Below are 20,724 nucleotides of genomic sequence, written 5' to 3' on the forward strand. Positions count from 1 at the left end.
TCGAAATGAAAAGGTGATAGAACATGAATACCTATTTTCAACAAGTCAATCGATATTTAACAATGGTGGCACAGCAGGAAAGTGAACAAATTAGACATGTTGCCCAGCAAATTGTTGAACGTCTCACAAAGGGAGGCATTATCCAGCTGTTCGGCTCTGGTCATTCCATGTTATTAGCACAGGAATGCTATTACAGAGCGGGCGGCTTAGTGCCTGTTAAACCGATACACATTGAATCGTTAATGCTGCATCAGGGTGCACGGCAATCCTCGCAAAATGAAAAAAAACAGGCATTTTTAGCCTCATACAAGGATCAGCTACAGTTTGATGACCACGATGTTTGTATCATCATTTCGACATCTGCCAATAATCCAGCACCAATTGATATGGCTATCTACGCTAAGGAAGCGGGTGCTTTCACCATATCCCTGCAATCACTGGAGTATCAGCAACAGCCATCACGACATCCATCAGGCAAGCGTTTAGAGCATGTGGTCGATGAAGTATTGAATACGCATGTTCCATTAGGGGATGGTGTGTTAACTGTTAATCAGTTGCAATATGCACCTGTGTCCACCGTCTTAGGTGCGACATTATTAAATGCTTTATTCGCACAAATTATTGAGCTAATGCATGAACAGGGTGCAAATATACCAGTGTTTGGTAGCAATAATCTAGGTAAAAATAATAACGATGCGCTCATTGATCAATATGGTCAGCGTATTCATTTTTAAGGCACGAATGAAGGAGGATGAACGGTGAGATTAAAAAGATTTTCCTCAATTGATGATTTATATGCACAAGCCGTGACAACAATCGTTGAAGCTAAAAATAATGGGGCGACAACTTTTGGATTGGCTACTGGTGGAACAATGGAACCGTTATATGCTAAAATCTGCAAAACAGATCTCGATTTTTCACATTGCATTAGCTTTAATTTAGATGAATATGTGGGGCTTGAAGCAACTCACGAGCAAAGCTATGCCTATTATATGAACAAACATTTATTTCAGCAAAAACCATTTCGTGCATCCTATTTGCCAAATGGTCTAGCAGCAGATCCTTTAGTGGAGGTAGCTCGCTATGAAGCCTTACTGCAACAGTATCCCTTAGACTTCCAATTGCTTGGGATTGGTCAAAATGGTCATATCGGCTTTAATGAACCAGGCACGTCATTTGCTTCCTTGACGCATCTTGTCACATTGGAAGAATCTACTCGTCAAGCCAATGCTCGTTTCTTTTCATCCATTGATGAGGTGCCGACACAGGCATACACGATGGGGATTCAATCAATTATGCGTGCAAAGTGCATTTTGTTAATCGCAGTGGGAGAAACTAAGCGTGAGGTTTTAGAGCGCATGCTGGCATCTGATTATACAGAAGATGTTCCAGCAAGTGTGTTGTCCAAACACCCAAACGTTATCATTTTGACAGACTTACAAGAAGAGGAGAATATATAATGAAAACACAACAATTTACAGTAGTCGATCCTTTAGGAATTCATGCACGTCCAGCAAGCCAACTTGTGGCAAAAGCAACACCATTTACTTCATCAATTGAAGTGCGTACAGAAGAAAAAGCAGCTAATTTAAAATCCATTTTAGGTGTGATGGGATTAGCCTTGAAGCAAGGCTCACAATTTACACTTGTTGTAGATGGGGAAGATGAAGAGCAAGCATTAACAGCTTTAACGACACTCATAACAGAAATGGGGCTTGCACAATGACACAACTCACTGGTATTGCCGCTTCAGACGGCATTGCCATTGCCAAAGCATATCGTTTTGTCCAACCAGATTTAACATTCACGAAAACAACGGTTCAAGATATCGAGGCTGAGCAACAACGTTTAGCAGCCGCTCTTGCCAAAGCAGAGCAAGAGCTGGTGGTCATTCAACAGCAAACATTGAAAAAATTTAGTGCTGAAGAGGCTGCGATTTTTGAGGCGCATTTATTAGTGGTGAATGATCCAGAATTAATTGGGCCGATCAACCAAAAAATTGCAGATGAGGCGGTTAACGCAGAGTATGCCTTACATGAAGTATCGTCTATGTTTGTGGCATTATTTGAAGGTATGGACAACGAATACATGAGTGAGCGTGCATCCGATATTAAAGATGTGACAAACCGCATATTAGCACATTTGCTCGATGTACATATTCCAAATCCAAGCAGTATTAACGAACAGGTGATTATTGTTGCGAATGATTTGACCCCTTCAGAGACAGCCCAATTAGACCGTAATTATGTCCTTGGTTTTATTACGGATATCGGTGGTCGTACATCCCATTCAGCCATCATGGCACGCTCGTTAGAAATTCCAGCAGTCGTAGGGGCAGGGACGGCAACGACAACGATTCAAGATGGCGATTGGTTAATCGTCGATGGTTTATCTGGTCAAGTGCTTGTAAATCCAACAGCAGATGTCATTGCTAATTATCAAGAAAAGGCACAACATTATCGTACACAACAGGCGGAGTGGTCTACATTAGTAAACGAACAAACTGTGTCCAAGGATGGCGTACATGTTGAACTAGCTGCGAATATTGGATCACCAAGTGATTTGGACGGTGTGCTGCGTCATGGTGCTGAAGGAATTGGCCTGTATCGTACAGAGTTTTTATATATGGGTCGAGAAAACTTGCCATCAGAGGACGAACAATTCACCGCATACAAAACAGTCATTGAAGGAATGAAGGGTAAGCCAGTAGTTATTCGAACACTGGATATCGGTGGTGACAAACACTTACCATATTTGCCATTGCAAGAAGAAATGAACCCATTTCTCGGTCATCGTGCCATTCGTCTATGCTTAGAGCAACAAGAGCTATTCCGTACACAATTACGCGCTTTATTACGGGCTTCGGTATATGGTAACTTAAAAATTATGTTCCCAATGATTGCGACCATCCAAGAATTTCGGGAAGCAAAAGCCATTTTGCTGGAAGAAAAAGAAAAGCTTGTAGCGGCATGTATTGCTGTAAGCTCAGACATGGAAATCGGAATGATGGTTGAAATTCCAGCCACAGCAGTAATGGCAGACATCTTTGCGAAAGAAGTGGATTTCTTCTCCATTGGTACCAATGATTTAATTCAATATACAATGGCTGCGGATCGTATGAATGAAAAGGTTTCTTATTTATATCAACCGTATAACCCAGCCATTTTACGCTTAATTCAAATGGTTATCGAAGCTGCCCATAAAGAACAAAAATGGGTAGGGATGTGCGGTGAAATGGCAGGCGATGAGTTTGCTGTTCCACTATTGCTAGGATTAGGCTTAGATGAATTCTCCATGAGTGCTGCATCTATTTTAAAAACACGCTCCTTGCTGAAGCAATTATCTGCCACAGAAATGCAAGCTTTAGCAGCACAAGCCCTCCAATTAGCAACAGCCGAGGAAGTGCTGGAAAAAGTAAAGCAGGCTGTGAAATAAGATAGACCAAAACCCATCTACCTATACACAATTATGGTAGATGGGTTTATGTTGTTAAAAAATAACATTAAAAAACATTATAGCAAGGCTAGGGGTCGATTTCCGTTCCACCAGGGTCCTTTCCAGTGAGCACGTAGAAGTTATATTGCACTCTAATCAACCATGCTACCAAAATAATCGAGAAAGGATTAGACATAACATCAATAAAATAAGTAGTTTTTTACCTTTCACAATAGTTCTATTCGAAATAGAATTTAAATAAAAAGTAGCTGAAGATAAGCTTCAACTTCTTTTTTAGTGAATTATGCATGTTTTGAAATGATTTGCTGAAGCTTAGCTTGCAGTGTCGGTAAGTCATGCATCGTAATCGTTGTTCTGACATAGCGTTCATCCATATCTAATGCCTCTGCAAAAAAGCTACCAATGCCTCTTACCTTGCGATCAATTTGCATTAAAATTTCCGCTGAATGATTAGACTGGGAGAGGAAAACGATTTCCAGCTCATCTAAATGTCCTCTATATTGTCCAGTTGGTACAAATTCAAATTCCTGTACAAATGGATAGTAGCCACGGAAGCGGGAAGGGGCTTGTTCGCATTCAGCTTCCCGTAAACGGAAACCTAGGCCTTGAATTGTATCCAATATATGCCCTGCAAGCGTTGTTGGCTCCACACGAATATAATCCTTATCACTTGGATCGACAGCATTTTTAATATCGAGGCCCGTTTGAATCCAAACCTGTGTTTTACCAGCACTAATCGGTGTTTCAAATGGCAGTGTTATCGAAATAGGAAAGGCCTTTTCTTCACCAGCCGCCAGTGTGAAAGGCTCTGTTACTTTGACTTTTTGTAGAGCAGCAACCTCTGTATGTTTATGATCATTGGACTCGCGAATATAGGTCGTATTAACTGACAGATAAATAGCATCAACTTGTTGGTCAATTTGACCGCCACGCACGATGATTTCCCCCTGCATAACCTCTCCAGCGCGATAAGTATCCTTTGCCAATCTTGTATCCACTGTTGCTGCACCTATTCCAAAACTTGCTAATGCTTTATGAAAAAAAGACATCTTTCATTCCTCCTACTGACATGGTTAGCTATACATACGCTCGTGTTGAAAAAAGGTTTCAAGACTGGCAAATTTTTCGCTATACTAGTTGGAAAATGAAATTTTTAAATGCGTGTTGTTTTTGTAAGAATACTAAGGTAAGTAATGATTTCTGCACCGATTATTCATATTTAGCTTTTATACTAAATGAATGTAGGTCTTCCTAATGATGAAAGATAGAGGGTGTTGAAATGTATAGTGTGATGTCCACCATTAGTCAGTTTATTAGTGAGCCAATTACGCAATTATTACATGGCTATGAGCATTCTGCATGGATGATGGCCGTTCTGCTTGGCTTGATAGGTGCACTTGCTCCATGTCAAATAACAGGGAATATGAGTGCCATTACGTTTTATGGCAGTCGAACGCTTCATAGGAGCAGTATTTGGCAGGAGATTATGTTTTTTATGATGGGCAAAGTGGTTGTTTTTAGTGGGCTTGGACTGCTAGCTTGGCTGTTGGGTCAATCGTTTGAAACGAAGATGACGCTATATTTTCCAATCTTTCGTCAGGCAATCGGACCAATGCTGCTATTAACAGGATTCGTGCTAATCGGTTTAGTAAAATTCACCTTTCTGCAACGCTTGTCATCGAAATTACCACCTATAGTAAAAGAAGGGAAATTGGGTGCCTTTTTGATGGGTGCTAGTTTTTCGATTGCCTTTTGTCCGACCATGTTTGTCTTGTTCTTTGTGTGGCTCATGCCCGTTGTAGCAAGCACTTCCTATGGCTTCATCCTACCAAGTATTTTTGGCGTGGCAACGGCTGTACCGCTTATAATCATGCTCCTCTTGCTATATGTTTTTAATGCCAAACGTCTTATTGTAAGGACAAGCATGAAGATGGGGAGAAGTATGCAAATGATTGCTGGTTTATTATTACTATTAGTCGGCATGATAGACACGATTACATATTGGGGATTATAAGGATAAAGAGAACATAGCCGAGTGTTTTTGCTTGGAAACAATAAGGTAAATCGTCCGTGCCAAAGTGACATCTTACAATATACTCGATTTTTGCAGAGCTAGATTTTCGATTAAACATATACCCAATTTGGCAACGAAATTTAGTTTTTCACCATATCACGTCATCATCTTTGCGTATGCAGATGCTGGCAATATACCGATTAGTCTCTTCATGGTAATTACTAATAAGATGGTTGAGTGAAAGGGAGATGAATGGTTATGGTATATCCTGCAAAAGTAAACAAGGTTCCGGTTATATTGAGCTTCTTAATGGTCTGGCTCATGGCGGCTATGGCACTGTGGCTCTTCGCAACATCTTTAATGGTCATGATTATGTCTGTGTGTTTTATTCTTTCAGCAAGCGTCGTCTGGTGGTACGCCACATCTATTCAGTTTGTTTTTGATGAAGAATATCTATTAGTGAAAAGTGGACCATTTAAAAGTAAAATCCCGTACCAAGGCATCACAAAGATTGCTCCTACAACTGCCGAATTTACGGGTTATCAGATTTCTACAGCTGATAAGGGATTAGAACTTTTCTATCAAACGCCAGCTCAAGGGAGTGTAAAGATGTTGCCACAGGATAAATGGGCATTTCTTAGTGAGCTAACAAAGCGATGTCCCCATGTACAGATTCCACAAGCCCAACATTTCAAGTAATGCTAGATAAGTTAAAAAAGGTAGCTGATGTGTTGATCAGCTACCTTTTGTTATTGATCAAGCTTTGTTAACGTTTTGCCGCTCCAACCAAAAATAATCGTTAGAATGGGACCTAGTAAGCAGAAGAAGGTGAAGGGTAGATAATCCAGTGTGGAGATACCGAGGACACTTGTGATGAAAATACCACAAACACTCCAAGGGACTAGCGGATTGACGACCGTACCAGCATCCTCCATGACACGAGAAAGGTTTTTCGGCGCAAGACCTACCTTGGCAAATTGCGCTTTAAAGGCTTCACCAGTTAACAGAATGGATAAATACTGCTCACCGATTAATGTATTGACACCAATGCCCGTAATCGCAGCACCTGTTATAACGGAGCCAGCACTTTTAAATAAGCTTTCAACTTTCCCTAAAATACTTTGAATAATGCCGAGTGTAAATAATAATCCACCCATTGTTAAAGCAAGTAAGACAAGCGCGATTGTAAAGAGCATACTATTCATGCCACCACGCGTTAGCAAGGCATCTACTTCCTCATTACCAGTTTGAGAGACATAGCCATCAAAGAGAATTTTGAAAACATCTGCAGCTGGTAACGGGTCAAGCATATAGGAAAGACCTACACCGATAATGGATACGACTGCCAAAGTAATGACAGCAGGTGCTTTATAAAAGGTCATGATTACAAGGACAACAATTGGCAATAATGTATACCAATGAATCAATCCTGTCGACAGTAGTCCTTCTTTAAATAGCTCCACGGTCTCAAACGATGTTGAAGCACCAGATGGCGATAAAATAGCGTACAGCACAAAGGAAATGATGAAAGCAGGAATAGTGGTCCAGCCCATATTTTTAATATGCTCAAAAAGATCTACCCCAACCGTACCTGAAGCAAGATTGGTTGTATCCGATAAAGGAGACATTTTATCACCAAAGAAGGCACCAGAAACAATCGCTCCAGCCGTGATCGTTAATGAAATGTCCATCGCACCAGCAATGCCCATAAATGCCACACCAACTGTTGCCACCGTTGTTAACGAGCTCCCAACAGAGATGCCGACGATGCTACATATAAGGAAAACAATCGCAAAGAAAAAGTTCGGTGAAACGGTTAAAAAACCATAGTAGATGAGCGTTGGGATCGTTCCACCCATAATCCAGCTCGAAATTAAAATACCAATGAAGAAGAAAATAAAAACGGCACCAAGTCCAGCACTAGCACCAGCAATCATACCGCCTTCCAGGTCACGAAAGGATACTTTCTTCCATAACCCATAAGCCAGCAAAATGGCAATCACTAAAAAAATCGGGATGTGGGGTGCTGCTTTTAAATAGCCAATACTATAAGCCATTGTGATAATAATTAACAGTATAATAAAGAATGCCTCTATAAATCGAGGGTTACTCTTTGCTTCTATTCGAAACATGTGAATCCTCCTAATACGAATAAATACTTCTGCGCTTCAATGCGGTGAAGCCCAAAAGTATTATAGCACGCTAATATTTTTTGTCAATTGACTGAAAACAGAAGGCCCACATGTTTTCATGCATTTATTGTATAAGCAACTCTAAGGACGAGCATAACAAGAAGGAATACGTTTGCGCGTACGATAAAATACAAAAAATAACAATGAAATTCCAGCATTTTCATGTAAATTTCGTTTACAATTCCTTAACATTTCACATCATAAACAAATAAGCGAAAAAAAGTTTATTTCAAGTATTTTTATAAAAATAACAGAAAAAACGGTTATATTTAAAGAAAAAACGGTGATTTTTAATATTTGATTTCCAACGTTTGCAACTTGAAAAACAGCTTAAAAATAAATGTGGCAAAATTTATATTACATTTTTGTAAAATCAACATCTGCATGTTTAAAATTTTGTTGAATTGTGTAAATGTTTTGTTATGATGATTCAGAAATCGACAATATTTATTTCACAGGAGGAACAGGATGTTCAACTCAAATAAGCAAGATCCATTTTTTCAGTCATTATTAAAAATCGCAAAAAACGTGAATGAAGGTATTTATTATGCACATAATGCTCGCATTCAAGATATAGATGCGTTAAAAGAAATTGCCGATACAATGAAGCAATATGAAACAAGTGGCGATAAACTAATTCATGAACTTATTGTGATGCTAAATAAATCTTTTATGACGCCTATCGAGCGTGAGGATATTTTAGCATTAGCGAATAAGCTAGATGATGTGATTGACGGAATGGAGGGCTGTATTGCTCACTTCAATATGTACAACTTAACGGAAGTGACTGAGCCAATGCGCCAATTCCTCACATATATTGCAAAAAGCACAGATGAAATGGTACAAGCCATGGAACTGTTAAATAGTAAAAAGCTTGTAGAAATGCGTAAACATGCTATTCAAATTAAAGATAATGAACGTGAATGTGATGAAATTTTCCGTTCTTCCATGAAACAGTTATTTATCCAAGAAAAAGATCCAATGCGTCTGATTGTTTTCAAGGATATTTATGAGCAATTTGAAGATATTGCCGATAGCTGTCAAACAGTAGCTAATACAATTGAAACAATAATTATGCGTAATGCGTAAGATGGAGTGTACGAAATGGATACGATATTATTAATCACCATACTAGTCGTTATTTTCGCACTTGTGTTCGATTTTATTAACGGCTTCCATGATACAGCAAATGCCATTGCCACTTCTGTATCAACCCGTGCCTTAAAGCCACGTACTGCGGTTTACATGGCAGCGGTAATGAACTTCGTCGGAGCCATTACCTTCGTGGGGGTAGCGAAAGCATTAACAAAGGATATTGTGGACCCGTTTACTTTAAATGCCTATGACGGCGATATTACAGGTTCTGTAGTGATTTTAGCAGCTTTATTATCTGCCATCACATGGAACTTGTTAACATGGTACTTTGGGATTCCATCCAGTTCTTCTCATACATTAATTGGTTCTGTTGCAGGCGCAGCCATTGCCGCTGCAGGATTTGATATTTTGAACTATGCTGGGTTTATTAAAATTCTTCAAGCACTTATTTTTTCACCATTGCTAGCATTCGCAGCTGGTTTCCTAATGATGACAATATTGAAGATTATCTTCAAAGATATGAATTTATATCGCACAAATAAAGGCTTCCGTACCATGCAAATTGGGACAGCTGCCTTACAATCTTTTACACACGGAACAAATGATGCTCAAAAAGCGATGGGGATTATTACACTAGCTCTAATCGCGGGCGGCCTACACCATGGGGACGATATCCCATTCTGGGTACGTTTTGCAGCAGCAACAGCGATGGGTCTTGGTACATCTGTAGGTGGCTATAAAATCATCAAAACAGTTGGTGGTAAGATTATGAAAATCCGCCCAGTAAATGGAGTAGCGGCAGATTTAGCTTCTGCTTCCATCATCTTTGGTGCGACGTTGATCCACTTACCAGTATCTACAACACATGTTATTTCTTCATCCATCATGGGTGTAGGAACAGCGCACCGCGTCAAAGGCGTTAAATGGGGCATGGCACGCAAAATCGTCACAACTTGGGTCATCACAATGCCAATCTCAGCCGTTATGGCAGCCTTGATTTACTATTTTTTAAGTTTATTTTTCTAGTACGATAAGAGGAATGCACAGCAATTGTGCATTCTTTTTTTATTTGCGTAGATAAGTGAAGGATAGCGAGAGAAGAAAGCAGGATAAAGGAGAGGAAGTGGATAGGAAGAGCAAAGTGGAGGATAGAACGAGAAAAGCGGTGGATACAACGTTTAAAGTGGGGGATAGCGAGAGAAGAAAGCAGGATAGAGAAGAGGAAGCGGATAGGAAGAGCAAAGTGGAGGATAGAACGGGAAAAGTAGTGGATACAACGCTTAAAGTGGAGGATAGAGCGAGGAAAGTAGTGGATACAACGCTTAAAGTGAAGGATAGAGGAGAGGAAGTGGATAGGAAGAGCAAAGTGGAGGATAGAACGCTCAAAGCAGAGGATAGCCTGAACATAGCGGTGGATACAACGCGCAAAGTAAAGGTTACACCTAGTAGAATGTTGGGAACATTCCTACTTGTGCGAGGAGCGGATTCCCTCTAAGGTTAATTATAAAGAAAGTATAAACTTCGGAGAAAATCACTTTTTCCATAGTAAGGTGGAAATAGGAGGAGAACGAATGAAGGAAAAGTTACTACTGATTGAGGATGATGTCGCTATTGGTCGGATTGTCAAAGAGACGCTAGAGCAGGAGGGGTACGGTGTGGCGTGGGCGACTACGGGCCTTGAAGGGTTAGCAGATTTTCAGGCGGATTCCTTCGATTTAGTGTTGGTGGATTGGATGCTGCCAGAGATGGATGGGCTTGCGGTTTGTCAGAATATACGCTGGGAAAGTGATGTGCCGATCATCATGGTGAGTGCTCGTAAGGAAGAGGCGGATAAGGTGGAGGGCTTGCAGGGGGCAGATGATTATATTGCAAAGCCGTTTAGTTTAGAGGAGTTGAAGGCACGTGTGGCTTCCCATCTTAGGCGCTGGAAACGTTATAACAGGCTAGAGGAAGTAGAAGATCGGACTTCCTATGCCTTTGGATTAATGATTGATTGGCAACGAGCGATAGTGAGTGTTAATCAGCAAGAGCTAGCGTTAACCCAAAAAGAATTTGCTCTTTTCAGGCTACTTGCTAAAAATCCGAGTCAAACCTTCACAAAGGAGGAACTGTATCAGCATATTTGGCAGCAGGCGAGTATAGAGGACACACATACGGTCACAGTACATATCAAGGCATTGCGTGAAAAGCTCAATGATTCTGTGAAAAGCCCACATTTTATTCAAACTGTATGGGGCAAGGGATACCGTTTTATAGGTGAACCATTATGAAAATTAAAACATGGTTACTCCTTACATTTTTTCTTGTCATGGTGTTACCGATTGCAGGAGCATACAGCCTTTATGTATGGATAAATGCTTATTATCAAGATAAAAATGTTGCGGAATACTTTGATAAGTGGACTGAGCTGAATCAAATAAAAGCAACCATTGACAATCCAGCGCTCTATCAAAAAAACGCGGATTTACAAGAGTTAGAAGAGCTGACAAATGACCAGCTAGGGATTACCCTTTATACAAAATCTGGCTTTATTTTATATTCCTCCAATCCTTTGTTATCAGGCTATGTTGGAAAAGAGCGCATGTTTAAAGGATTATTTGATTTACAACAAACATACAACGCCTTTACCTATAAGGAGCCTGTCTATCAACGGGGCGATTTATTGGGTGTCTATGAAATTCAATTAGTTAGGGCAGATTGGGTAAAGGGTGTTGAAAATCGTTCATGGCTTGTTATAACAGGTTCCATTTTACTATTCCTTGCCATCTATTTAGCTGTCCTGTTCGTGCTTAATCGTAGACTAAATCGACCATTAAAAGAGCTGATGCAGCAAATGCGCATTTTTGCAAAAGGTGGCCATGTAGAAACAAATCTTAGCGCAAGGAAAGATGAAATTGGAGAATTAGCTCAAACATTTGTGGCCATGCAGAATGAAATTGAAAAGACAAGAGCTTCCTTAAAAGAGGAGCAGCTACAAAAAGAGTTGATGATTGCAAGTATTTCCCATGATTTAAAAACGCCCCTGACTGCCATTCAAGCCTATGCAGAATCTTTACAAAGCAGGGGGCTTACAGAACAGCAACAAGAGGAATATCAGCAGGTCATCGTAACGAAGGCTGATCGGATGAAGCATATGCTAGAGGATTTACTCATGTATACATTGCTCCAATCAACGAATTATGAATTAGAGCTGGTTGCTGTTGATGCTGCAGAATTTTTTGAGATGGCATTGTCTGACTATGAACCATTATGTGAGGAACAAGGATTTACTTTAAACGTTTTCTGCGATGTAGATGGGCTATATGCGGTTCACCCGAAACAATTACAGCGTGTGATTGATAATTTAATGAGCAATGCTTGGCGCTATGGTGAAATCGGTACATCTATTGGCTTAGCGGCCGTCAATGCTGGGAGTTATCCAGTATGGAGTTTTGATTTCCTGAAGTCAACCTTGGACAAGCAAGAAGGTGTATATATCATTGTACAAAATAGTGGTCAAGGCATTTTGCAGGAGGACATCACAAAATTATTCGAGCCCATGTATCAAGCAGATCGTGCAAGAACGAAGGCTGGAGAACGAGGGACAGGTCTAGGTTTAAATATTACAAAACAAATTATCGAAAAACATGGTGGTACAGTAGAGCTGTTTTCGCAGGAGAATATCGGAACAGCTGTAGTATGCTGGCTACCACCATTTAAAGGAGCAATTAAAAATGAAATGGAAAAAAACATGCCGAACAGCGGGCTTAATTGCTGTGATGACATTTAGCTTAGTGGGCTGTAATACGGAGGCATCGTATTCACCACAGGAAATTATTGAGCAAGCACTACAAGAATCCAAAGAACCACTAACTTATTATGGCGAATACACGTTAGATATGGGGGAGCTTGGTGGCAAAGCCCAAGTGAAAGAGTGGGTCAAGGATGGCAATAGACGTATGGAGATGACAGGTGACAATGGTGAACACGTCATCTCAGTCATGACTGATTCACAAGTGATAAGCTATGATGTTGCTGAAAATACAGCCTATAAAATGGCCTTTCCACAAGGCGGACTAGATGGGCTTCAATCACCTAGAGATCAAGTACAGCTTATTTTTAAGTTAATCAAGGATACACATGAGATTAAGATCGCAGGTGAGGAAAAGGTAGCTGGTAGAGACACGTATAAAATTGTAGCCAAAACGAAAAAAAGCGAATCGTTATTTGGGGATATCGAAGTATGGATTGACAAGAAAACATGGCTGACATTAAAAACGAAGACAGATAATGCAGGAAATCAAATGATCACGGAATTTACAAAGATGGAGGAGGGTAAAAAAATAGATGACCAACAATTTACACTAGATCTACCAAAGGATGTAACGATTGAAGAAATTAGTGGAGAGGATACTTCAGAATCTGTTTCGTTAGAAAGTGCCAAAGAAAAACTAGGAGCTTTTTTAGTAGTCCCACAAGAAAATGATCTAACGCTAGACAAGATTTCCATGGCTAAAGGATTAGAAGATCGACCTGAATATTCGTTTGACTATGGATTAGATGGGCAGCCAGCATTTTTTGTTACTATTTTCAAGGCAGATCCGAGTTTGGCAGAAATTGAGCCAATATTAAATGAAAAAGAGATGGTTATTCGAGGGCAAAAAGGAACTGTTATGGATGATGAAAATTTCCGTTCCATTTCTTGGCAGGAAAATGGCTATCAATACAATATCGTTGGGGAAAATCCAGCGTTAACGCTTGAGGATCTTTTAAGCTATGTGCAACAAATGACATTTGTTCAATGAGGTGATGCTATGAAAAGAGCAGAAGGGCTGAAATGTCTTGCATTGTTTTTATTTACCACTATTTTCTTATATGGAGTAGGGGAAACCTATGGAGTATCTTGGCTACAATTTCACTTTTTAGGTCAGTATGATGATGCAGGTTTTTATTTTAGTTTTACATCCCTGATTCCCATCGTGATTGGCCTATTTATGGTAGGGCTTTATGAATCCATCTTAAAACGTTTCATCTAAATAGAACAGTGGTAGGATCACAGATGGATGATCCTGCCTTTTTATGGTTTAATTTAAAAAAAGGAGGTTTTTGACGATGTCTACATTTATAGTTGGCGTACTCCAACAATTGACCTCACCCCTGTTGATGGTTGTATGCTTTTATTTTACGTTAACTTATTTTCATCATCTAAAGATAGGTGATGATAGGGGCATCAAGAACACAAAATGGGCAGCGGTGCTGTGCTTAGCGCTTGCTTTGATATTACCGTTTATTTACAACTTTCTTATCTTCATCATGAGGGGATAAAGTGATCCGTACATAGTAAATGTAGCAGGTTTATGATTTATAAATAGATGATCTATTAGTTTAAAAACAACCACTCTATACGGTCACCGAACCATGTAGAGTGGTTGTTTTTTTGTAATACTTACGTAATTTGCTGTAAATGTGTTTTCTGAAAGGCTTCCTCATATTTTAAACCGTAGCCAAGTGCGCGATCTAAGAAAATATGTGCGAGCCAAATTAAAGCAACCATCAGAAATATAGAGCTAGACATCATAAAGCCTATTACTAGAAGGAGGGCAGGCAATACAAAGCTATGCCCAATATTATAGAAAACAGCGCCTATTTTCGGATTGAGGAGATAGCCGATCATAGTGATGTCAGGGAGTAATAAAAACACCATAAAATACAGCCATGAAAAATCCAAGTGCCCATAGAAAAAGACGGTGATAATCAAGGCAATCACATATTCTAAAGAGATGATTTTACGTAATTTCATCATAAGCCACGACCTTCCAATAAATTTTGATACATCCCCTCAATGAGAGAGGCAATTTTTTCTTGATTTTTTTCATATTGTCCGTCAGCCATTAATGTTTTAGTCAATTGTAATGATTGCAGTGCGTGCTGATAGAAACGTAGTTGTTGCTCGATTTGTGTTATTTTGACTGAAAATAGCTGTACGGTTTCTTCATTACAAGCTGTGGAGATAGGCTTTTGTTCCAAGGTCAGTAAATGTTTAATTTCTTGTAAGGTAAAGCCGAGTTGACGTAAGACGATGATGAATTTCATTGTCTGCTCACATGCGGCATCATACACACGATAGCCATTGTCCTGTTTTCGGGGATGTAAAAGACCCTCTTTTTCGTAGTAACGGACTGTATCAGTTGTGAAGTGAAATTTTTCGGCGAATTGTTTAATTTTCATACGAGCACCTCCTAAATTAATCCTAACATTGGAGTATGCTCCAAGGTCAAGGTTCTTTTTGAATAATAGTTAAAAAAATGAAACGGTTATTTAGTGGCAGTCGTTTATAGTGTAAGAAGGGGAGGTGGACGGCATACTTGAAGAAATAATCGATGAACATGCAGAACATTTATTACGTCTCGCCTATTTTTACGTGAAAAACCGGCAAACAGCCGAGGATATTGTACAAGAGGTCTTTATTAAATTTTCTCAGCGTGGCTATGAGGAGCGAGGGCAGCTACGTGCTTATTTATCCACGTTAACGATTAATCAAAGCAAAGATTATTTAAAAAGCTGGCATTATAGGAAATTACTATTCCAAGAAAAACTATTTCCGCTACAGGGGAATAAACAGCGGGATGAGCTCGTTGCAGCAGAGGAACGATCTCAGATTGGGGCAGCCATTTTAAAATTGTCCTTAGCCTATCGTGAGCCCGTCATTCTTTATTATTTTGAAGAAATGAAGATTCGTGATATTGCTCAGCTACTAGGAATTGCAGAAAATACGGTGAAAACAAGGCTGAAACGGGCAAGAGAAGCATTAAAGCCCCATCTAAAGCAGGAGGAATGGGAGGTGCTAGGGCATGAATGATATACAGAAGGAATTAGTCAATGTAGCAGGGGATGTGACAGTGAGCAAAGAAAGAGTCAAAAAACATGTGTTACAACAGCCGACTAACAGAAAAAAATCTGTACGATTCACGCTATTAACGGTTGTGCTCACTCTTTGTGTTGTGGGTTTTATAATGATGCAGCTTTTAACGAATGAAACAAAGCAGACGACCGCCCTATTCCATGAAAGGCAACTGGAGCACTTTGAGCGTATTAGCCATATGATACGGTCAGGGCAAGAGCAGGCATATTATAAAGAGGAGGCGTATTTTTCATATGAAAAACTTGTTGCCTCCTACTATTTTGCGAAATCATTAGGGGTTACCTATTCTAAGAAAGAGTTAGAGGCAGAAAGAAAGAAACAGGTTGAGCAATTGGAAATGCTACAGCAATCGCCTGAATCTAAAGCTTTTTTTCTCGGACTAGAGCCGAAACAATATGTGAAAACATACCTTGAACCCCTTCTACCAATGTATACCGCTAGGACGAAGCTGTATGCGATATATCAAGAAAAATATCCAACCTTTTATGCTTATCAAGAGGTAGCCAATATTGATGCCAAACGGTATTTCCAAGCGCATTTTGCTGAGCAGGCAAGAACCTTTCAAAAGGAGCATAACATCGAAATACGTACCAGTGCACATGGCTCTTCAATGGTCGGCACAGTTGCGAAGGTCGAATCGAATGTTTTCTTATTTATAGAAGGAGTGATTCCTGAGGATCTTAATCATATGACGGAGGGACAGCTTGCGGAAAAATATGAACAAGCCGATTGGTATCCTGTGCTGGATGAATTTCCTGTCAAGCAAGGGGATTATATTACTTTCACTTCAATGGGAACAGGGAGCATTGAGGAAAACGGAGTCATAAGAAAATATGGTTTATTAACTAAATTGGAAAAACTAGAGCCAACCATTACAAAGGTGCTTGAGCTGGAAAATGAACAAGAAGTCGCTCAGTTTTTGCAGGATGTCCCATGGCAGCCAGCCAATAAGATAGCAAGACCTCCCGAGTATTCTTTTCAGGTTGATGGCGTGCGTATCGAAATGTGGAAGGGCTATGGTGGATCTCTTTATCTTCAAAAGGTAGGGAGTGGAGAAATCCAGCTGAATGCTAAAAGAGCAATGCAGTTAAAAGCGCTAATAGGTTTACAGGAATCTTAGCAAGTCTCTTTGAAAGAGGCTTGTTTTTTGTTGAGGAGAAAATTATAGTGAAAGTACCATGTTAAAATAACTTTTCATTACATCTAGGATAAAATACATAGAGATATTTGTTGTTAGGAATAATTGCTTAATGATGGGAAATTAAATGAGTCCAAAGAATTGTAATATTTTGTGTGCAAAGGTAGTATTAAAGAAGTAAGGGTGAAAATAAGGGGGAGCGGTATGAACACACAAGAATTTGAAGAATTATGGATTACGCTCAATGAATTATATAATGCTGATCGCTTTTTAGAATATATAGAAATAAGTAGTGCCGCAATCGAGAGTGCCATTGAGCTTGGAATGTATGATAAGGCTATCCTGCTATTGCGCTATAGTTGTGCTAGTTATTTTCAAACGGGTGATCTACAGCTTTCCATCAGTGTCCTTGAACAATATCGTGAGCTAACCTTTCAACATGGCAATGATATCGATTTAATTCAATACTACAATTTAGCCGCTATTTATTGGGGAACATTTGGTCATTTAAAGAAATCAGAAGAGTTAATGCTGAAGGGCTTAAAAATAGCTGAAACGATTCATCATGTGGAGAGTATGGGGAAAATTTACAATAACCTAAGTGATTTAGAAATTTCGATGGGCAACTATCGCACAGCCAAGGAATTTGCCCTAAAAAGTCTTTACTATTCGAATGCATTTGAAGTGAAGCATAAAGAGCCCTATACAGGGGTTATGTATCCTAAAACGAACCTAGCTGTTGCACTTATCTGGCTGGAAGAATTTGATGAAGCGAACGAACTCTTACTAGAATTGCTGGCAACGATTCAAGATCCGCCTTATTCGAAAGTACAACTAGAGGTATTCAATGCGTACGCCTTCCTATGTGAAAAACAAGGGCGTATCAGTGAAGCCATTGATTTATATCAAAAGACGAAACATTATGCTCTGCAAAACAATGACCTGTCCTTGCTGCAAATCATTTATAATTCTTTAGTGAAATTAATTGAGGCACAGGGCAATAAAATTGTGTTATGTGCTATACAAAAAGAATTTATAAATATTTTATTAGAAATTCAACGTGAAAACTATTCACATGTATTGTTTGAAATGGAATACAACGATCATAAGAAGCAATTTGAAAAAAATGCCTATATGGATCCGCTGACAAATATCTACAATCGACGCTATTTTGATGAACAGGCGAAAAAGATGGTTGAAAAAGCGGCCGAAAGTAATCAGCAACTAGCTTTAATGATGGTGGATTTAGACCATTTTAAAGAAATCAATGATATGAATGGACATTTAATTGGCGATGATGCGTTGACGAGTACAGCCAAAGCATTAAAGGACTATTTTGAACCGTTTGAGTCCATTGTTGCTCGTTTTGGTGGGGATGAATTTATTGTGCTAAGTCAGGTTAAGGAAGGGGAATCGGTGCAAATATTGGCTGATAATCTTTATCACGCATTAACGGCATTGTCTCTGGTAGTGAATAATGAAAAGGTTCATTTGGAATTTAGCATTGGAGTAAGTACCAATCAGCGAGGCAGCATTGTAAAAGTGGAAGAACTAATCCAACATGCAGATGAAGCGCTCTATAAGTCCAAGCGCAATGGTCGCAACCAAATTACGCACTATAATCATTATTCCGATGTGGGAAATGGTATATAAACGAGGGAGAGGCATATCTGCATAGGAAGTGCCTCTTTTGTGTAAGTTGTCAACTAATGGTTTGGATTGATTAAGCCATAATAAACAATATCTTCGAAAGCACCATTTTTATACACATGCTGTTTTAAGGTTCCCTCATAATGCATCCCGCATTTCTCCATGATTTTGCCGGATGCAGGATTGGATTGAAAATACTGAGCATAGACACGATGATACTTTTTCTCTTGAAACGCAAAGGCGATGATTGCTTGGGTTGCTTCTGTCCCATAGCCATTTCCCCAATAGGGCTCCCCAATCCAATAGGCGATTTCGCCCCTTTGATGTGGCTGCTGATTGGACAACCCTATCGCCCCATATAATTGTCCACTGTGTTTATCTGTTATAGCCCATTCGTAGAGGCGATTCTCCTCAAAGTTTTGTTGATGAGTGGCTATCCATGACAATGCACAATCTATTGTGTAGGGATAAGGTACGTTCAGTGTGCTTTTGTAAATGGCATAATTGTTACATAAAACACTTACCTCAGGTGCATCTGCTTCTGTAAAAGGGCGGAGTAATAAACGCTCAGTCTCCATTGTTTTTTCTGCTGCTCGGTAAATCATCGAATTCCTCCTTTGTCTTCAGCGATATTTTTTAAAGCTTGAGAAGATGAATCGATTATAGCACAATAAAAGGGAAAATAAACCAAATAACAGTTAAAAATACATCTTGAATCAGAATAAATATTTATTGAAAAACGATAAAAATTATGATAAATTGTACAGGAGAATAAATAAAAGAGGTGCGTCAGATGAAACGAGAAACGCTCTTTTTAAAGATAGCTGTTTTTCTAATGGGAATACCGGTTCTTGCCTTATGTCTATTGGTAGTTCCTCGTGTAGCGATAGGGGCAGCACAGCATTTTCCGAAAACAACCATTTTTGCTTTACTAGGTGTTTATGCAACGGCCATCGCCTATTTTGTTGCTCTGTATACGACGATTAAACTACTAAGCTATATCGATCAAAATATTGCGTTTTCAGAACGATCCGTGAAAGCTTTAATCAATATTAAATATTGTGCAATTATCATTAGTGGTGTATACGTGGTAGGCATGCCACTGATATACTATGTGGCGGAAGTAGATGATGCCCCTGGTCTTATTATTATCGGAATGGTTATTATTTTTGCTTCCTTTGTCGTGGCAGTCTTTGCTGCTGTGCTGCAAAAGCTTCTAAAAAATGCCATCGATATCAAATCAGAAAACGATTTAACGGTTTGAGGTGAATACTATGGCAATGATCATCAATATTGATGTAATGCTGGCAAAACGAAAAATGAGCGTAACAGAGCTTTCAGAAAAAGTGGGCATCACGATGGCAAACCTTTCTATTTTAAAAAACGGCAAGGCCAAAGCCATTCGTTTTTCAACGTTAGAGGCCATTTGTGAGGCATTGAATTGTCAGCCTGGCGATATTTTGGAATATCGAAAGAACGAGGACACGCAAAAATAAGAGTCTGCTTCATGCAGATTCTTTTTTTGTAGGAATTATTGCCAGTAATGGTCGTCCTATGATACGATAAAGAAAAGATATATCGACAGGCAGTCGGTCAAATGTAAGGGGTTGTGATTATGAGGGAAATGAAGAAGGCGGAAGAGCGTCGCAATGAAATATTAGATGCAGCAGACGAATTATTTACACAGAAGGGGTTTGACGGTACTAGCACCAGCAATATTCTTGAAAAAGTGGGCATTGCACGGGGCACGCTTTATTATCACTTTAAGTCTAAGGAAGATATTATGGATGCCCTCATTGAGCGTTATACAAGTACGATGCTTGCAAAGGCAAGAGCGATTGCAGAAGACAAAAGCATTGCTGTGAATGAGCGCATTCTACGTGTTGTGATGGCATTAAACATACAGCATGAAAATGGTGGTCAGGAGATTATGGAGCATGTGCATAAGCCACAAAATGCATTAATGCATCGAAAAATACAGCAGGTGGTGATGAATCAAGTGCCACCAATCCTTACGGCCATTATTCGTGATGGTATTGAACAGGGCGTTTATCATACTCCCTATCCATATGAGTGTATGGAAATGATTATCGCCTATACCAATGCTGTATTCGATGATGATTTAGTGCTGATGACAGATGAAGAACGAGCGGCACGCATTCCAGCATTTATCTTTAATGTCGAACGAATGCTTGGAGTGGAAAATGGTAGTTTGCTCTATATGATGCAAATGTTTGGCAAGGATGGCGAAGGTAGTACGACATAAATACGAATGAGG

Annotated in this window: 24 protein-coding genes; 19 read left to right on the top strand and 5 right to left on the bottom strand. The window is 39.5% G+C overall.

The window, feature by feature from the left end; translation table 11 throughout:
• Nucleotides 1-23 precede the first annotated feature (23 nt).
• Genes AC6BKE_RS16480 through ptsP form a run of 4 tightly spaced genes read left to right on the top strand, consistent with a single transcriptional unit; the run spans nt 24 to nt 3,435 of the window.
• On the top strand, nt 24-734 hold the full coding sequence (locus AC6BKE_RS16480; RefSeq protein ID WP_058843733.1) for a sugar isomerase domain-containing protein: 711 nt from the start codon (nt 24-26) through the stop codon (nt 732-734).
• 24 nt (nt 735-758) lie between these two features.
• Nucleotides 759-1,460 carry a glucosamine-6-phosphate deaminase gene (locus tag AC6BKE_RS16485; protein WP_342503918.1) on the top strand — a complete coding sequence of 234 codons (702 nt, stop codon included), beginning with the start codon at nt 759-761 and terminating at the stop codon, nt 1,458-1,460.
• On the top strand, nt 1,460-1,726 hold the full coding sequence (locus AC6BKE_RS16490) for an HPr family phosphocarrier protein (RefSeq protein ID WP_036117208.1): 267 nt from the start codon (nt 1,460-1,462) through the stop codon (nt 1,724-1,726). Before AC6BKE_RS16485 ends, AC6BKE_RS16490 begins: the two co-directional genes overlap by 1 nt.
• A complete protein-coding gene (gene ptsP / locus AC6BKE_RS16495; RefSeq protein ID WP_499857314.1) occupies nt 1,723-3,435 on the top strand; it encodes a phosphoenolpyruvate--protein phosphotransferase in 1,713 nt (570 codons plus the stop codon). The genes AC6BKE_RS16490 and ptsP overlap by 4 nt, the downstream gene beginning before the upstream one ends.
• 302 nt (nt 3,436-3,737) lie before the next feature.
• On the opposite strand, the gene AC6BKE_RS16500 is transcribed toward ptsP, so the two are convergent.
• A complete protein-coding gene (locus AC6BKE_RS16500) occupies nt 3,738-4,505 on the bottom strand; it encodes a sporulation protein (RefSeq protein WP_036117212.1) in 768 nt (255 codons plus the stop codon).
• A gap of 230 nt (nt 4,506-4,735) precedes the next feature.
• On the opposite strand from AC6BKE_RS16500, the gene AC6BKE_RS16505 reads away from it, so the two are divergent.
• Together AC6BKE_RS16505 and AC6BKE_RS16510 are read left to right on the top strand one after the other, a co-directional pair.
• Nucleotides 4,736-5,470: an urease accessory protein UreH domain-containing protein gene (locus AC6BKE_RS16505; protein ID WP_499857315.1), complete on the top strand. Its 735-nt coding sequence runs from the start codon at nt 4,736-4,738 to the stop codon at nt 5,468-5,470.
• 258 nt (nt 5,471-5,728) lie between these two features.
• Nucleotides 5,729-6,169 (top strand): PH domain-containing protein, encoded by a 441-nt coding sequence (locus AC6BKE_RS16510; protein WP_089932432.1) that lies wholly within the window; start codon nt 5,729-5,731, stop codon nt 6,167-6,169.
• Nucleotides 6,170-6,219: 50 nt separating this feature from the next.
• On the opposite strand, the gene nhaC is transcribed toward AC6BKE_RS16510, so the two are convergent.
• On the bottom strand, nt 6,220-7,602 hold the full coding sequence (gene nhaC / locus AC6BKE_RS16515) for a Na+/H+ antiporter NhaC (protein ID WP_089932430.1): 1,383 nt from the start codon (nt 7,600-7,602) through the stop codon (nt 6,220-6,222).
• Between the two features lie 528 nt (nt 7,603-8,130).
• On the opposite strand from nhaC, the gene AC6BKE_RS16520 reads away from it, so the two are divergent.
• The 7 genes from AC6BKE_RS16520 to AC6BKE_RS16550 all read left to right on the top strand — a co-directional run bounded on the left by AC6BKE_RS16520 (nt 8,131) and on the right by AC6BKE_RS16550 (nt 13,772).
• Nucleotides 8,131-8,751, top strand: a complete 621-nt coding sequence (locus AC6BKE_RS16520) for a DUF47 domain-containing protein (RefSeq protein ID WP_004229078.1) — start codon at nt 8,131-8,133, stop codon at nt 8,749-8,751.
• 15 nt (nt 8,752-8,766) lie between these two features.
• Nucleotides 8,767-9,783 carry an inorganic phosphate transporter gene (locus AC6BKE_RS16525; protein WP_058843727.1) on the top strand — a complete coding sequence of 339 codons (1,017 nt, stop codon included), beginning with the start codon at nt 8,767-8,769 and terminating at the stop codon, nt 9,781-9,783.
• A 115-nt stretch (nt 9,784-9,898) separates the two neighbouring features.
• Nucleotides 9,899-10,252: a hypothetical protein gene (locus tag AC6BKE_RS16530; RefSeq protein WP_499857317.1), complete on the top strand. Its 354-nt coding sequence runs from the start codon at nt 9,899-9,901 to the stop codon at nt 10,250-10,252.
• A gap of 76 nt (nt 10,253-10,328) precedes the next feature.
• A complete protein-coding gene (locus AC6BKE_RS16535) occupies nt 10,329-11,027 on the top strand; it encodes a response regulator transcription factor (protein WP_499857318.1) in 699 nt (232 codons plus the stop codon).
• Nucleotides 11,024-12,526 carry a HAMP domain-containing sensor histidine kinase gene (locus AC6BKE_RS16540; protein ID WP_499857320.1) on the top strand — a complete coding sequence of 501 codons (1,503 nt, stop codon included), beginning with the start codon at nt 11,024-11,026 and terminating at the stop codon, nt 12,524-12,526. Before AC6BKE_RS16535 ends, AC6BKE_RS16540 begins: the two co-directional genes overlap by 4 nt.
• Nucleotides 12,471-13,541 (top strand): LolA family protein, encoded by a 1,071-nt coding sequence (locus tag AC6BKE_RS16545; protein WP_036117258.1) that lies wholly within the window; start codon nt 12,471-12,473, stop codon nt 13,539-13,541. The genes AC6BKE_RS16540 and AC6BKE_RS16545 overlap by 56 nt, the downstream gene beginning before the upstream one ends.
• 9 nt (nt 13,542-13,550) lie before the next feature.
• Nucleotides 13,551-13,772 carry a hypothetical protein gene (locus AC6BKE_RS16550; protein ID WP_036117260.1) on the top strand — a complete coding sequence of 74 codons (222 nt, stop codon included), beginning with the start codon at nt 13,551-13,553 and terminating at the stop codon, nt 13,770-13,772.
• 410 nt (nt 13,773-14,182) lie between these two features.
• On the opposite strand, the gene AC6BKE_RS16555 is transcribed toward AC6BKE_RS16550, so the two are convergent.
• Together AC6BKE_RS16555 and AC6BKE_RS16560 are read right to left on the bottom strand one after the other, a co-directional pair.
• Complete coding sequence (locus AC6BKE_RS16555) at nt 14,183-14,539, bottom strand: DUF4260 domain-containing protein (protein ID WP_230593744.1); 357 nt, start codon at nt 14,537-14,539, stop codon at nt 14,183-14,185.
• Entirely contained in the window at nt 14,536-14,964 is a 429-nt protein-coding gene (locus AC6BKE_RS16560) for a MerR family transcriptional regulator (protein ID WP_499857321.1), read from the bottom strand. Before AC6BKE_RS16560 ends, AC6BKE_RS16555 begins: the two co-directional genes overlap by 4 nt.
• 124 nt (nt 14,965-15,088) lie before the next feature.
• Here AC6BKE_RS16560 and AC6BKE_RS16565 point away from each other — a divergent pair, with 124 nt between their 5' ends.
• From AC6BKE_RS16565 to AC6BKE_RS16575, 3 genes are all read left to right on the top strand, one after another.
• A complete protein-coding gene (locus tag AC6BKE_RS16565) occupies nt 15,089-15,595 on the top strand; it encodes a sigma-70 family RNA polymerase sigma factor (RefSeq protein WP_141903131.1) in 507 nt (168 codons plus the stop codon).
• On the top strand, nt 15,588-16,778 hold the full coding sequence (locus AC6BKE_RS16570) for a hypothetical protein (RefSeq protein WP_499857323.1): 1,191 nt from the start codon (nt 15,588-15,590) through the stop codon (nt 16,776-16,778). The genes AC6BKE_RS16565 and AC6BKE_RS16570 overlap by 8 nt, the downstream gene beginning before the upstream one ends.
• 222 nt (nt 16,779-17,000) lie before the next feature.
• Nucleotides 17,001-18,449, top strand: coding sequence for a tetratricopeptide repeat-containing diguanylate cyclase (locus tag AC6BKE_RS16575; protein ID WP_036117270.1), 1,449 nt, complete (start codon nt 17,001-17,003; stop codon nt 18,447-18,449).
• A 53-nt stretch (nt 18,450-18,502) separates the two neighbouring features.
• Here the strand turns inward: AC6BKE_RS16575 and AC6BKE_RS16580 are convergent, their stop codons facing one another.
• The gene (locus AC6BKE_RS16580) at nt 18,503-19,051 is read right to left on the bottom strand and encodes a GNAT family N-acetyltransferase (RefSeq protein WP_036117273.1); all 549 of its coding nucleotides are present in this window, start codon (nt 19,049-19,051) and stop codon (nt 18,503-18,505) included.
• A 188-nt stretch (nt 19,052-19,239) separates the two neighbouring features.
• Here AC6BKE_RS16580 and AC6BKE_RS16585 point away from each other — a divergent pair, with 188 nt between their 5' ends.
• The 3 genes from AC6BKE_RS16585 (at nt 19,240) to AC6BKE_RS16595 (ending at nt 20,712) form a co-directional block, all read left to right on the top strand.
• Nucleotides 19,240-19,710, top strand: coding sequence for a DUF2975 domain-containing protein (locus AC6BKE_RS16585; protein ID WP_036117275.1), 471 nt, complete (start codon nt 19,240-19,242; stop codon nt 19,708-19,710).
• 10 nt (nt 19,711-19,720) lie between these two features.
• Nucleotides 19,721-19,942 (top strand): helix-turn-helix domain-containing protein, encoded by a 222-nt coding sequence (locus tag AC6BKE_RS16590; protein ID WP_036117277.1) that lies wholly within the window; start codon nt 19,721-19,723, stop codon nt 19,940-19,942.
• 119 nt (nt 19,943-20,061) lie between these two features.
• Entirely contained in the window at nt 20,062-20,712 is a 651-nt protein-coding gene (locus tag AC6BKE_RS16595; RefSeq protein ID WP_058843719.1) for a TetR/AcrR family transcriptional regulator, read from the top strand.
• Nucleotides 20,713-20,724: the final 12 nt, after the last annotated feature.

Source organism: Lysinibacillus sp. COL-1, assembly GCF_059814265.1.

Excerpts from the sequence above, each read along its gene's own strand:
- AC6BKE_RS16510 (WP_089932432.1), top strand. The coding sequence starts at position 5,729 with ATGGTATATCCTGCAAAAGTAAACAAGGTTCCGGTTATATTGAGCTTC.
- AC6BKE_RS16490 (WP_036117208.1), top strand. The coding sequence starts at position 1,460 with ATGAAAACACAACAATTTACAGTAGTCGATCCTTTAGGAATTCATGCA.
- nhaC (WP_089932430.1), bottom strand. The coding sequence starts at position 7,602 with ATGTTTCGAATAGAAGCAAAGAGTAACCCTCGATTTATAGAGGCATTC.
- AC6BKE_RS16545 (WP_036117258.1), top strand. The coding sequence starts at position 12,471 with ATGAAATGGAAAAAAACATGCCGAACAGCGGGCTTAATTGCTGTGATG.
- AC6BKE_RS16550 (WP_036117260.1), top strand. The coding sequence starts at position 13,551 with ATGAAAAGAGCAGAAGGGCTGAAATGTCTTGCATTGTTTTTATTTACC.
- AC6BKE_RS16585 (WP_036117275.1), top strand. The coding sequence starts at position 19,240 with ATGAAACGAGAAACGCTCTTTTTAAAGATAGCTGTTTTTCTAATGGGA.
- ptsP (WP_499857314.1), top strand. The coding sequence starts at position 1,723 with ATGACACAACTCACTGGTATTGCCGCTTCAGACGGCATTGCCATTGCC.
- AC6BKE_RS16595 (WP_058843719.1), top strand. The coding sequence starts at position 20,062 with ATGAGGGAAATGAAGAAGGCGGAAGAGCGTCGCAATGAAATATTAGAT.
- AC6BKE_RS16570 (WP_499857323.1), top strand. The coding sequence starts at position 15,588 with ATGAATGATATACAGAAGGAATTAGTCAATGTAGCAGGGGATGTGACA.
- AC6BKE_RS16505 (WP_499857315.1), top strand. The coding sequence starts at position 4,736 with ATGTATAGTGTGATGTCCACCATTAGTCAGTTTATTAGTGAGCCAATT.
- AC6BKE_RS16500 (WP_036117212.1), bottom strand. The coding sequence starts at position 4,505 with ATGTCTTTTTTTCATAAAGCATTAGCAAGTTTTGGAATAGGTGCAGCA.
- AC6BKE_RS16535 (WP_499857318.1), top strand. The coding sequence starts at position 10,329 with ATGAAGGAAAAGTTACTACTGATTGAGGATGATGTCGCTATTGGTCGG.
- AC6BKE_RS16560 (WP_499857321.1), bottom strand. The coding sequence starts at position 14,964 with ATGAAAATTAAACAATTCGCCGAAAAATTTCACTTCACAACTGATACA.
- AC6BKE_RS16580 (WP_036117273.1), bottom strand. The coding sequence starts at position 19,051 with ATGATTTACCGAGCAGCAGAAAAAACAATGGAGACTGAGCGTTTATTA.
- AC6BKE_RS16555 (WP_230593744.1), bottom strand. The coding sequence starts at position 14,539 with ATGATGAAATTACGTAAAATCATCTCTTTAGAATATGTGATTGCCTTG.
- AC6BKE_RS16520 (WP_004229078.1), top strand. The coding sequence starts at position 8,131 with ATGTTCAACTCAAATAAGCAAGATCCATTTTTTCAGTCATTATTAAAA.
- AC6BKE_RS16525 (WP_058843727.1), top strand. The coding sequence starts at position 8,767 with ATGGATACGATATTATTAATCACCATACTAGTCGTTATTTTCGCACTT.
- AC6BKE_RS16575 (WP_036117270.1), top strand. The coding sequence starts at position 17,001 with ATGAACACACAAGAATTTGAAGAATTATGGATTACGCTCAATGAATTA.
- AC6BKE_RS16480 (WP_058843733.1), top strand. The coding sequence starts at position 24 with ATGAATACCTATTTTCAACAAGTCAATCGATATTTAACAATGGTGGCA.
- AC6BKE_RS16540 (WP_499857320.1), top strand. The coding sequence starts at position 11,024 with ATGAAAATTAAAACATGGTTACTCCTTACATTTTTTCTTGTCATGGTG.
- AC6BKE_RS16590 (WP_036117277.1), top strand. The coding sequence starts at position 19,721 with ATGGCAATGATCATCAATATTGATGTAATGCTGGCAAAACGAAAAATG.